Source organism: Leptothoe sp. EHU-05/26/07-4, assembly GCF_043421015.1.
Taxonomy (GTDB): Bacteria; Cyanobacteriota; Cyanobacteriia; order Phormidesmidales; family Phormidesmidaceae; genus Leptothoe; species Leptothoe turfae.
The window spans coordinates 629,924-642,478 of the sequence record NZ_JAXSQV010000005.1 but is presented as its reverse complement, the minus strand read 5'-3'; the positions used below and the strand labels follow the sequence as shown (position 1 = coordinate 642,478).

The 12,555-nt window shown below is 48.8% G+C and carries 11 protein-coding genes; 3 read left to right on the top strand and 8 right to left on the bottom strand.

What is annotated here, in order from left to right:
* Nucleotides 1-19: 19 nt before the first annotated feature.
* A complete protein-coding gene (locus U2F10_RS21495) occupies nt 20-316 on the bottom strand; it encodes a DUF2103 domain-containing protein (protein WP_163662197.1) in 297 nt (98 codons plus the stop codon).
* Nucleotides 317-318: 2 nt separating this feature from the next.
* On the bottom strand, nt 319-648 hold the full coding sequence (clpS, locus tag U2F10_RS21490) for an ATP-dependent Clp protease adapter ClpS (protein ID WP_006516073.1): 330 nt from the start codon (nt 646-648) through the stop codon (nt 319-321).
* Nucleotides 649-985: 337 nt separating this feature from the next.
* On the opposite strand from clpS, the gene U2F10_RS21485 reads away from it, so the two are divergent.
* The 3 genes from U2F10_RS21485 to U2F10_RS21475 all read left to right on the top strand — a co-directional run bounded on the left by U2F10_RS21485 (nt 986) and on the right by U2F10_RS21475 (nt 5,308).
* Nucleotides 986-1,936 (top strand): 2-keto-4-pentenoate hydratase, encoded by a 951-nt coding sequence (locus tag U2F10_RS21485; RefSeq protein WP_163696853.1) that lies wholly within the window; start codon nt 986-988, stop codon nt 1,934-1,936.
* A gap of 319 nt (nt 1,937-2,255) precedes the next feature.
* The gene (locus U2F10_RS21480) at nt 2,256-3,068 is read left to right on the top strand and encodes a DUF928 domain-containing protein (protein WP_499873212.1); all 813 of its coding nucleotides are present in this window, start codon (nt 2,256-2,258) and stop codon (nt 3,066-3,068) included.
* Entirely contained in the window at nt 3,068-5,308 is a 2,241-nt protein-coding gene (locus U2F10_RS21475) for a CHASE2 domain-containing protein (RefSeq protein WP_499873211.1), read from the top strand. The genes U2F10_RS21480 and U2F10_RS21475 overlap by 1 nt, the downstream gene beginning before the upstream one ends.
* 23 nt (nt 5,309-5,331) lie before the next feature.
* Here U2F10_RS21475 and U2F10_RS21470 read toward each other — a convergent pair whose 3' ends face one another.
* The 6 genes from U2F10_RS21470 to U2F10_RS21445 form a co-directional block, all read right to left on the bottom strand.
* The gene (locus U2F10_RS21470) at nt 5,332-5,787 is read right to left on the bottom strand and encodes a peroxiredoxin (protein WP_163662201.1); all 456 of its coding nucleotides are present in this window, start codon (nt 5,785-5,787) and stop codon (nt 5,332-5,334) included.
* Between the two features lie 140 nt (nt 5,788-5,927).
* The gene (locus U2F10_RS21465; protein ID WP_499873210.1) at nt 5,928-7,124 is read right to left on the bottom strand and encodes an NAD(P)/FAD-dependent oxidoreductase; all 1,197 of its coding nucleotides are present in this window, start codon (nt 7,122-7,124) and stop codon (nt 5,928-5,930) included.
* Nucleotides 7,079-7,825: a methyltransferase domain-containing protein gene (locus U2F10_RS21460; RefSeq protein WP_499873209.1), complete on the bottom strand. Its 747-nt coding sequence runs from the start codon at nt 7,823-7,825 to the stop codon at nt 7,079-7,081. The genes U2F10_RS21465 and U2F10_RS21460 overlap by 46 nt, the downstream gene beginning before the upstream one ends.
* Complete coding sequence (locus U2F10_RS21455; RefSeq protein ID WP_163696860.1) at nt 7,822-8,925, bottom strand: type III polyketide synthase; 1,104 nt, start codon at nt 8,923-8,925, stop codon at nt 7,822-7,824. The genes U2F10_RS21460 and U2F10_RS21455 overlap by 4 nt, the downstream gene beginning before the upstream one ends.
* A gap of 120 nt (nt 8,926-9,045) precedes the next feature.
* Nucleotides 9,046-9,786, bottom strand: a complete 741-nt coding sequence (locus U2F10_RS21450) for a class I SAM-dependent methyltransferase (RefSeq protein WP_163696862.1) — start codon at nt 9,784-9,786, stop codon at nt 9,046-9,048.
* A gap of 381 nt (nt 9,787-10,167) precedes the next feature.
* Nucleotides 10,168-12,300, bottom strand: coding sequence for a serine hydrolase domain-containing protein (locus U2F10_RS21445; RefSeq protein ID WP_499873208.1), 2,133 nt, complete (start codon nt 12,298-12,300; stop codon nt 10,168-10,170).
* Nucleotides 12,301-12,555: the final 255 nt, after the last annotated feature.

The following is a 12,555-nucleotide window of genomic DNA, read 5'->3' as shown; positions in this document are numbered from 1 at the left end:
TTTAACTTACCATTACCGCTTAAATTACCGCCTCGATGGCTGCGGCTAACTGCTCAGCGCTTAGATCGGTAATCACAAATACTTCTTGAATCGACTTGCCTTTGCGGGCAATCAGCTTAAACCCACCGCGAATCGGGACCGATGACTTTAAGCGAAACTTTGGTGCATTGGAGCGACCGCAAGTAATCACAGCCGGAGTTAAGGTTTTAATTTGAGGATGGGTGGAAAGCTTTTGCAGGATAGGAATCAGCCCAGGGATGTGGGTGGAGTGGTTGAGGACAACCCGCCCATGGTTAGTGCTGTGGGTAGAGCCCATGCCTAAGCTTTCTCCAAAGGGGCCATGGTCAAGCCAGCTCGAATCAATTGACTGTGGTAAAGCTCCGCCTGCTCCAGCGGACCGACCCAAACAGTCGCTTGCCCTTCGTAGTGTACTTGATTCGTCAGCTTCCAAGCCTGATCTGGCGTCATGTGGGGAATATATTTTACTAACGTCTCCGCCACATGCTGAAACGTATTGAAATCATCATTAAGCACAATAACTTTGTAGTTAGGATACGGCTGCCGAGTGATTTGCTTTGCCTTTTCTTTTGTCACCGCAGGTGACGCAGAGGCCGCCTGAACGGTCGCATTCAAAACTACCGCCTTCATAAGTTATGACTTCTCTAAGACAACGGACATAACGGTCGAACCATCGCCTATGGGAGTGATCGTAGATGTCTTTATATACATTAACAAAATGCCTGTGAGGATTGGTAGACGCAATGGAGAGGGCATAGCAACCAATTGGAAAGCTACAGGGCAAGGGGCGTCAAGCCAGTTAGTTAGGCGTCACCCCTATGGGTACCATGGTGGCAAAAGCTTTGTATTGTAGGTAATCTTCAAGAAATAGCTGTCACAGCCGCTATCTTTGCAAGAAACTCTACTCAAACCCATCCAAAGCAACAAATCAACCTCACTTCTACGCAGTTCACTAAGGGCAAGAAATATGAAAAACTGGCGCTGGCTAAAGGGTATTGGCCTTGGTATTTTCATGGCTGGCGGTGCAACCGCAATCCATGCAGCAGAGCCCTTGCCTCAGACTCTACAGCCTCTGCGCTTGGCCCAAAGCTATACCGACCTAGTGGCGGTTTCACTATTTCAACATTACTCAGCTGGCTACCCAGCCCCGATTTTGACGGAAGGTTTATCATCGCGACAAATTGATTCGATACATCTCAGTTTTGTCCGGCGTCTAATCGGCGACGCTGGTGATGAAGGCTCTGTAGTCGGCTATAAGGTGGCGTTGACTAACACTAAAGCGCAGTCCCAGCTAGGGATTAGCCATCCTTTGTACGGTTTTTTGCTAGAAAATATGTTGCTTGAAGATGGTGCTACCCTCCCTCTGGAGTTTGGCAGCCGCCCCCAAGCAGAAGGGGATCTGATGGTGCGTGTGGGGAGTGCCGACATTAATCAGGCTGACACAGATTTAGAATTGCTGGCTGGGTTAGACGCTGTCATTCCATTTCTAGAGCTACCAGATTTGGTTTATGAAGAGGATGCCGTTGTCAATGCTGGAGCCCTAGTTGCTGTGAACGTAGGGGCTCGCTACGGTGTGATGGGAAACCCAGTTGAACTTGAATCGGGAGATAGCGGCCTGGATCAGCTGGCCAATATTCGAGTGGTGTTGAACAACGATCGGGGGCAATTTTTAGTTGATGGTGAGAGCTCGGCACTCTTAGGTCATCCGATTAATTCGGTGCGGTGGTTGCGGGACACACTACTCACCCAAGGTGTGGAATTAAGACCCGGAGATCTACTGTCTCTAGGCTCGGTTACTTCCCTGGTGTCCCTGGATGCTGGCACGGATATCATGGGTATCGAGGCTCGGTATTTTGGCCTTCGGGACAATGAGCGCTCAGTTGATCTTGAAGTATCGTTTGAAGTAGACGACGACTAACGGCTTCTGCGGTGTTTTAGGTGTCATAACGACGACATGGGTGCCTGGCGAATTTACAGGGTACCTTGAGTTAGTGATCACTGTTTATGGGCTCTGCACTAAGCTCCTGAGCTACGTACAGACACCATTACAACAGTTTACTGAAGAGATTTTAGTTAGAGATTCTGTCATCTCCTTTGACAGACAGTTTCCCGACTGGTCTACGCAAAAGTTACCGAAACAAGTTCTGAAAACCCTGTAGCTAATCGTAAGAACAGTTAAATGGTTAAAAACACTGATTAATTTCCGCTTATTTAAGGTTGTCAGAAAAGAAGTCGTCATGTTTATTCGCTTGCGTTTTATTCAAGCTTTGCTGGCCACCCTCATGGTGGCTGCCGCCAGTCCCAGCTATGCCCTCAACTTTCCCCAGACTCGTGATCGGGGGGCCCCTGCCCGGGGTCCATCTCTGGCTACCCGGGGTCAAATTTGTCTCGATCCACAAAATCGTCCTTCTCTAACATCATTGCTACCTCACAATGCGATCGCAACCGCATTTGGCGCTGACACCGATATCCCCATGGCTCTCTGGTTCTACATTCCAGAAACGGGAGCCGCAGCGGCAGAGTTGACCATTGTGAATGAACTAGGGGATGACGTGTATCAACAGACCCTTCAACTTCCTGATACCCCAGGCACCATTCAAATCGACTTACCTCGGTACCAGGCAGACGGAGTGACCTCTACGTTTGAGTCCGGCAACCTTTACTACTGGGACTTTGCCCTAATTTGCGATCCAGAGGATCGCGGTGACGATGTGCTATTGGGCGGGGGTATTCAGCGTGTGGATGCGAGTCCAGATTTCTTGGCTGAACTGGACACTGTAGCAGACAATCCGCTGGCCCAAGCTGAACTGTATGCAGCTGCAGGCGCATGGCAAGAGACCATTGCCTTAGCCGCCGCCATGCATCCCCAAAACCCCAATGCCTGGACTGAACTTCTCACATCAGTGGATCTTGCTGCCATAGCAGAGAAACCCATTTTGGGCCAGGATGAGCCGGTCATTGATGTACCCACACCTACGGCTATGCCGAATGGTGGTGACTCTGGTAACCTACAGCGACTGCTAGAAGGCATCAATCGCAGCGCTGACTAATGAACCTGAAAAAGCTCTGGTGGCAATGGCGAGGGGTGGCCATTGCCACGCCGACTGTAACTTTACTTGTAGTTCTAATTAGAGCTGTCGGTATATTGCAGCCTTTAGAATGGCGGACATACGATCAGTATCTACAGTGGCGACCTGAGGAAACAGATCCGCGCATCGCCATTGTTGGCATCGACGAACAAGATATTCGGGAACAGGGGCAGGCCATTCTCTCCGATGCCGTTTATGCGGAGGTGATTACCAAACTGGCTCAACAAGAACCTAGGGCCATTGGGTTGGATATTATTCGGGATGTCCCGGTAGAGCCAGGTCATGCCGAGCTGGATCAGGTTTTTCGTAACACCCCTAATCTGGTCGGTATTCGCACAATCTTAGGAGACAACGCCGATCGAGATGTGATTGATGCGGCCCCAACCCTGGAAGCATTGGGGCAAATCGGCATCAATGACGGCATTGTTGACAACGACAACACCATTCGGCGCGGATTGTTGATGGTGACCACACCCGAGGGAGATCAGGCCCCGAGCTTTGCCCTATATCTGGCTTTGCTTTATTTAAATGCTGAAGGCATTGGGCCTGAACCCGTCGGTGACACAGAGTTTTGGCAGCTTAATGGCGCAGTCTTTCGCCCTTTAGAAAAGAATGATGGTGGCTATGTGCGAGCCGACGCAGGTGGGTATCAAACCCTAATTAACTATCGCGGTGGCAGCGAGCTGATTGAAACGGTTCCCCTGAGGGACGTGCTCAATAATGAGTTGCCCGACGATTGGGCAAAAGATCGGGTGATACTCATTGGTTCTGTTGCCGAAAGCCTTAAAGATCGATTCTTTGTACCCCACAGCAGCAAAATGCTGGCCCTGCCGAAAACCATGGCCGGTGTGGAAATCCATGCCAACCTGACCAGTCAAATTATTAGTGCAGCCTTAGAGGGTCGAGTTTTGATTCGCACCTGGCCAGAACCGTTGGAAATTCTCTGGATTTTTATATGGGCCGCTCTGGGGGCTACGGTAACCTGGGTGCAGCGGAATCCAGGCAAACGAACACTGCTAAGACAAATGGTTCTGCTGGTAGCCATTGTCTCTATTCTGATTCTTGGGGCCTATGCTCTGATGCTGGCAGGTTGGTGGGTACCGGTGATGCCACCGCTCATGGCATTAATTGGAGCAGCCTCTGGGGTAAACACGTATTTGGCCCGCAGTGCTAGTCAGATTCGCCGCACGTTTAGCCGGTATCTGAGCGACCAAATCGTTGCCAATCTGTTGGAAAACCCTGACAATCTCAAACTGGGTGGAGAAACCCGTAAGATCACAATTCTCACCTCCGACCTGCGGGGCTTTACAGCATTATCGGAACAGCTACCCCCAGAACAAGTTGTCAAAATTTTGAATTTGTATTTGGGCTACATGTCGGAAGTTATCAATGATTACAAGGGCATCATTGATGAGTTTATGGGGGACGGCATCTTAGTGATCTTTGGAGCCCCCAATATTGTGGCCAATGATAACCATCCGGATCGGGCCGTAGCATGTGCGATCGCAATGCAACAAGCCATGGTTCAAGTCAATGCCGCTATGCGGGCCAAAGGATTTCCTGAACAGGAAATGGGCATCGGCATTAACACCGGTCACGTCGTAGTCGGCAATATTGGCTCTGAAAAGCGTACTAAATACAGCGTCATTGGTAGTGCCGTCAACCTCACCTTTCGCATTGAGTCCTACACCACAGGGGGCCAAATCTTTATTTCTGAAGACACCCACCAAGAAATTGACTTGATCAACAAACATCGTCTGGCCACCCAAAGCAAGGTTGAAGTCTATCCCAAAGGGATTAAGCGTCCCATCACCATCTACGATGTGACCGGCATTGGCGGTGACCTCTACAACCTATCCCTAACGACAGAAACGTTTCACCTGGAGCCTCTGCGCGCACCCATTGCAGTCGAATACGTTGCCTTAGAAGGCAAACAAGTTGGCGCACAACATCACGTTGGTAAGCTCTACAAACTGTCTGCCAAAACTGCCCTATTGCACATTGAAGACACTGAACCCCTGAGCCTGCTGACCAATATCAAACTTATCCTACAGACGCCATCAGCCCCTACAGAAGTTCGAGGAACTGACATCTATGCCAAGGTGCAGCAGCAGGGTGCAACCAAGCAAGAATATGTCATCACCTTCACTGCTCGGTCACCGGCTATCATTGCATGGATGACCCAACAAATTGCCCAGTAGCAACATGCTCGACCAACAGTCTGCTAGCTGAGGCCTTTCAACACGGTCAGGGCTTCGTCAACATGCTTTTTAGGGTTGAACTGGGAATTGAACAGATGACGCACGGTCCCAGTTTTATCAATCACGTAGGTAACGCGCCCCGGTAGCAGCCCTAAAGTAGCCGGTACACCGTAAGCAGAACGGACCTTCGAGCCAGTGTCACTAACGAGGGTAAAGGGGAGACTGTACTTGCTAGCAAACTTTTGATGGGAGTCTGGTGAATCACTGCTAATGCCAATCACCTCCGCTCCCAGGTCTTGAAAATCTTGGAAACTATCGCGAAATGTACAGGACTCTGTAGTGCAGCCGGGGGTGTCATCTTTTGGATAAAAGTACAGCACCACAGCTTTTTGCCCTTGAAAACTAGATAGCGTTACCGACGCTCCTGCTTGGGACTGCAATGTAAAGTCTGGAGCCGCGTCACCCACTTTAATCGCCATCGTTTTCGTTCCTTGTGCTTGATATTGTTAACATTTATTTAGCATACTGCGTCGGTAGAAAAATCAATAGTCCACTCAGTCCCTCCATCTACTGTTATGTCAAACACTTAAAATTCGACAATAAAAACTCTCGCTGTTAGCTATCCTACGATTTGCATAGTCGGCTGTTCTTCACTGGTAGCCCCCCGAGTATTGCGAATCACCCATGCAGCCATGGTAGGAAACATCTGGCACAGGCCAACGCTGATGTGCGCTAGCTGAGGTTGAATAAAACCGGCATGGAGCATACGCCCTAACTGCAAACGACTCTGAAACTCTCGCCGCCAAAGGGTTTGATATTGTTGTTTGAAGTGAACAGCTGTTAACTCTCTTTTTAAGAAAGTGTCCACCAGTGGGGTAGCTAATTCAGCCGTGCGTAACGCCATGGCCATGCCATCGCCACACAGGGGGGTAATCATGCCTGCCGTATCGCCGAGCATACAAATGTCGCCGTCAAAATTACCTTTGAGGGCAAAGGAGATCTGACGTAGACGATGTTTTTGAGCATGGCCATAGCTCAAATGGCTCAGTCGCTCATGTAAAACAGGGTTAGCGTGAAGCACATCAGGCAGGTTTTGATCGTCAGCATCTTGGAGAATTTTGCGATGGCCAATCCAACAAAGGTTAATTTGTCCTGTCTCGATGGCAGAGAGTCCGCAGTACCCTCCAGGGAAGGCGTGGAGTTCAATGGTTCCAGGTAGGTCTAACCCGGTGCAGTGGGCTTTAAATGCAACCCAGGGGGATGGCCGATGGGTAAAGGGGCGATCTAGCTGGGTGTCTAACGTTGAGCGCTTACCATAGGCAGCCAGTACGGCCCGAGCTTGAAAGGTGCCTTGGGTGGTACGCACAGAAAAACCAGTGTCTAAGTTCCCTTCGATTTGACGGACCGTTGTGCGATCGCAACAGATTGCCCCCACAGCAGCAGCACGCCTAAACAATATTGAATCTAGCTGAAATCGACTTAATCCGAGGGCTGTGCCAGGTAAGTCCTGTGCAAAATTGGCCCCAGCTGCTGTGGTCACCAATGCCCGATGTATGGGATGCGCTCCAATCTGTTGCACCGCCTCTAAAACCCCAAGACGGGCAAAATTGGCAATCACTTCAACCGACAAAAATTCACCACAGAGCTTGTGGGCAGGATAGCGTTGCTGCTCTAATAGCAATACCTGCCAGCCTGCTTGAGCTAATTGAATAGCGGCACTACAGCCCGCCAGCCCCGCCCCAACAACAATAACGTCATAGATCATGCTCGCTAAACCTTGAGCGTCGTCAATAACCAACGGAACGGCCAATACCAACGGACTGTGAATGCTGGCAGTTCAGCCTTTTGAGCGATCATGTCTAATTCCTGGGCACGAAAGCCGCGCAACACCGAAATCGGGCCATCATTTTGCATCATTTCCGATGCCTGAAATAGTCGAGTCAATGTATAAATACCAAAGTAGGCCAGGGGATGACGATGCAAGTCATTGATCAGCACACCACCACGGGAAACCCGCTGCATCGCCTTGACAATCTTCGTTGCTCTTTCTTCAGCAAAGTGATGCAAAAACATTGCACCCATAGCAACATCAAATTCATCATCATCGTAAGGTAAATTCAAGGCATCTGCCACTTCAACTCGAATTCTGTTTTTTAAAGCATCCGGCAATCTTTTTGCCAAAGCTTGGTTAGCGTACTCAACAGTGACAGGATTTGCATCAATGGCAACAATTTCTAGATCAACAGCAGGATTCTGTTGATCAGCCCAGCGCACAATATACTCAGGAAAATCAGCAATGCCCGTGCCTAAATCCAAAATGCGAATAGGTGCAGCCGATGACTTGTTCGCCGCTTTAAGCCAGGGAGCAAGCACAGCCATGGTGGTACCATAACCGCCTAAAAATCGATTCACGAATCGCAGCTGTTCAAGGGCCGTTGTCAAACGACTGTCCGTAATGGAAAAATCATCCATTAACTCGTCTTCATCGGTACGGGTTTCAAAAGAAATCATCGTCATGCACCCACCTGTTGAAAGAGACACCCCTCAATAGTTAAACCAGGACCAAAGGCCATGGCAATCCCATTTTTCAAATTAGTCTGCTGTGACAGAATCTGTTTCAATACAAATAAGATGGTGCCAGAGCTCATGTTGCCGTATTGTCGTAATACCTCATAGGAAGACTGAAGAGTCCCTTCAGCCAGCTGTAGTAAATCATGTACCTGATCAAGAATCAGTCGCCCACCCGGATGAACGGCCCAAAAGTCGATGGCTGATTCTGTCAGGTTATTTCGATCTAACAACGTTGTGAGATACGCCGGTAGATACCGAGCAATCGCCTGAGATACCTGAGGGGACAGAGTCATCAAAAATCCTGTGTTTCCTATGGTCCAACTCATCAGCTCTAGGGTGTCATTGGTTAATAGGCTATAGCCATCGACATAGGCCAGCTTACCAACCGCTTCAGTATCTGACTGCGCCGATATAATCGCTGCTGCTGCACCATCGCCAAAGAGGGCATTAATCACCACACTTTCTAGAGAATCGTCTGGCTGGAAATGCAAGGTGCACAGTTCAACACAAACCAATAGCACACGAGCATGGGGATCACTCTGACAGATAGCATGGGCTGTCTTCAGCCCATTAAATGCGGCATAGCAGCCCATAAATCCAATGATGGTGCGATCAACATCTGCCCGCAGGCCTAACTGCTGAATCAATTGCACATCCAGCCCTGGCGCTGAAAAGCCAGTACAACTGATGATGATCAGATGGGTTATTGACGTGGGATTTAACCTTGCCTGCTGAATAGCTTGGGAAGCTGCTGATTCGGCAATCTTTGGTGCATAGCTTTGGTAGAGCTGATTACGAACTGCAGTGCTTGGAAGTGGAGTAAGGTGCCAGTTATCTGGGTAAAAACTGAAATTAGGAGGTGCTGTTAAATAATCTTGAATACAGGTATAGCGGCAGTCGATGCCAGATTTCGCATAGATTTTTTTAAGGCGAGCACGTACCGGTGGTGAAAGGCCCTCTAGCTGGGACATAAACGTCAGCGAGTCAGCTTGGGACAGTCGAAAAGGCGGATTAGCCGTTGCAATCGATTCCAGAACGGTATGCATACAGTAAATCCCGCAACGTAAGAATGAAGATCAGAACGCCCCCTCACTCTAGCGAGCGTAAGAATTTTTTGCATAACGAATAAAGCGTTCTCAGAGCTTTCTTATCAATCACCTGTCAATTTAGTCGGATGCTGATGGTTTAAAGGCAATAAAGGCAGCATGAGCTTTAGGGAGTTGATAACGGCCATAGGAACGCATAGTTTGAACTTTAAAACCAATCCGTCGCAACTTATGGGCAATATCTGTTGACCGGTATAGTTGCAAACGATGAACTTCATCATCCCGTCGATAGTGCTCATCCACTTTTCGCAGGGTAATGATGCGGCGGGTCAAGATTGATTTCTCTGCATTTTCTTCTTTCTCCACCAGCACAAGCCAGTTGTTACCTTCGGTAAAATGTTGCTCGTCGTTTTTGTCTATCTGTCCAGGTTCTGCAATATCAAAGATAAAAACACCACCTGGTTCAAGGGCTTGATAGATACGCTTGAACAGTTGGACTAACAACTGCTCATTGTTATCTGGATCAAACAAGTAGTTGAGACATTCACCAATGGCAGTGACCACCTTGCATGTTGGAATCTCAATTTGGAATAGCGATGCAACTCGAAAATCTGCACTTGGAACTCGGGTTCTGGCTGAGGCAATCATTGCCTCAGAAATATCAACACCTAGGACTTGATATCTTGCCTTGATGAATTCTAGTGTTGATATGCCACTACCACAGCCTAAATCAACAATCAAACCATTTTGAATATTATTTTGGCTCAAAGTAGTGAGGATACCGGTAGATGCATTGAGGGCATAGTCACTGTAGCCTGCATCATGGATATAGGAAAGGTCCTCTTTGTAGAAATCTGCCATTGCTTAACAAAAATTCTGTCTGAGCTATCAATTCACTGGATAACGCTGTTTTTAATTATGCAACTCACAGTTGTCATTAGACCATTGTGCCGAGTCTAAAAAGCACTAAAGAGACATAAGGCAATCGTTTAAGCTACTGTTTGACGACCAGCTTTAACGGTGTCTGCTCATCCATCCACCGTTGATGGGTTTCAAGGCTCTCCTGAATCGTATCTGTGACCTGGCCCAAATCATTCACCAATGCTATGGACTGTCATAGTGACATCAACAGAACAGCTATGAATTCGCTAGATGACCGCTCAATACAAACCCCTACTTTAAAGACCATGAGCCAGGACAAACTTACTGCTGCCCTGGCTGATTAGATATGGATATAATCAGTTAATCCAGCTGCCAAGAGATCATACGAAGTTTCTTCTCTGTGTCTCGCACAGCCGTTAACAGAAACTCCTTGCCATCACGCCGAATAGCAGATGATGCAATCCGACTGACCTGCCCCGCAATATCAGTGCCCACACGCGCGATTTGACCGTTGCTCTGCACTTGATAGGCGATCATGCGCAGAATACCTTCACTATCTTTGACCGAGGCAATGACCTTGCCCCCCGGTGCCGCCGTGAGGTCCACAATGCTGGCAAAGCCTGCTGTGGTCGAAGCCTTACGCTGAATCTGGCCGTTGGCCTGCACCTGCCAGGTGATCAGTTTCAGATTGGCATCTTCATTGCTAAAGGCAGTTACCACAATGTCGTTGCCCGCAAGCTGGGCTCTCACAATGTTCAGCTCTCCCTTGATAGCACCCGCCTCAGCATCGCCTCGACGAGAGAACGTTTTGGCAGCTGAGTTAAAGGACCAGGCAATGAGCTTGAGTGTGCGATCGCTCCCGGTTGTAGCACTCACCACCCCAGCAAAATCGGCACGGGTTGTGGCCACCGCAATATCCTGGACTGGACCAGCATCAATGTCACCTCGACGGATAATATTCAAGGAGGGAGTCACTTCCCAGGCCACCAGTTTTAAGTCATTCTTCATGCCTCGGGTTAGCGTAATCACCCCTTTGCCATCGGGAAAAGGCGTTAAGGCAATTCTCTTAACGGGGCCAGCAACGGCATCATCTCGACGTGTCACCTGACCGCTACTCGAAATCTCCCAGGCAATCAGCTTCAGGTTATCATTCGCATCTCGAAAAGCAGTGACTGCATCTGCACTACTGTAGTCCGGGTGCACCAGATTCACCTGGCTAGCCGCTCCAGCTGTAACAACTTCACCACGGGTCAGTGTCCCCAAATCGTTCACCCGATACGGGATCAGTTGTAATTTACCTTCCGAGTTTGAGAAGACTGCGATCGATCCATCCAGGCTGGCCTCCTTAAAGTCACCGCCCATATCAGTATCCTGTCGCAGAAACTGCGTGATGTCGTAATGCGCTGGAACGTTAGCTGCAGGCACCGCCAGCACAATTTGATCAACCAGCTTCCTGAGGGGGGTAATCTCCTTCATATTGATATTGGTGGCTACAGCAACATGGATACGGCTCAGATCAACGCCGTTCAATGAGGTATAACCGTCCGGGAACATGGCAACGTATGCCGTACCGCTATCGTGAATTAGACCACCATGGGCAAGTTTGCCACGGTCATTGCTATTCCAGGCCATTTTTTCCAGCTCTGGCCCAGTATACGTATTCTCCAAATCAGCCGTAATATACGTCAGATCCTGAGCCGATGCGCGGAAGCCACCTGCTGCCAACCCTGTTCCCGAATTCTTGGGTTTAATAGGAACCGGTGTCCCTTGATCGTTATAAACATGGCTGCGAGCCTGACGGTTACCAAGTTTGGTGCTTTCGGGCAGTACCGCCTCGTGGAGGCCGAGCGATCGCAAGTACGTGTTCACAGCATAGTCGCGATAGGACTTGCCAGAAAGTGCTTCAATGACCAACGTCCATATTCCCAGGCTGTGGTTAGCATACTCAGAATTTGTACCGGGCTGAAAGATCAATTGCTGGGTTCTGAGAAAGTGCTTATGAATGTGTTCATAGGTCACCAATGCTTTATCTTTGATGTTGAACATAGCGGCTGCACCATTGAGGCTACCGCTGCCGTAAAAACCAGCTGCATGATCCAACAGGTGTTGCAGGGTGATTTGGTAGTACCAGTTTTTGTTCGGAGTAGGACTGAGTGCAATGTCTTCCGCAAAGCGATTCTTAAATAAACCACTCGGGCCATACAGCTTTTGTTGCTGAGGATTAATGCCCTTTGCTCGCATCAGCTGCCAGCCAGCAGGTCCTGTTACAACGGCCTTGGTCACACTACCAATACGGCTGCTCATAAAGGGCTCCATGGTCTGTTTTGTTTCGGCGTTAGCCCAGCCATAGCCTTTAGCTACAATTAGCCGACCGTTTTTTGTGACGGCCACAGTCATGCCAGGCAGTTTTTCTGCTTGCATTAACTCTTTGATAAATTCATCTACTTTAGGTTCAAGGCTGGTCCAAGCGTATCCTGAAGCTGGAAGTTCCATAGTATTCTCCTTTTTTTAAAATCTAGACGGCTCTCGACAAAGAGACTCTTTGAACATGAACAACAAACCACCAGAAGCGTTCTGGAGATTGTTGTTATGCTGCTAGCCATTTACAAACAAGGCGATTATTTTCCACAACCCATGTTGCTTTTAGGCGCACTTTGGGTGCAATTTGTCCCGTAGCACCAGATTTACAATTGTTTTTTTGGGTAGTTGAAAACATGACACAGACTCCAATCAGTTTGTCTATGCCTA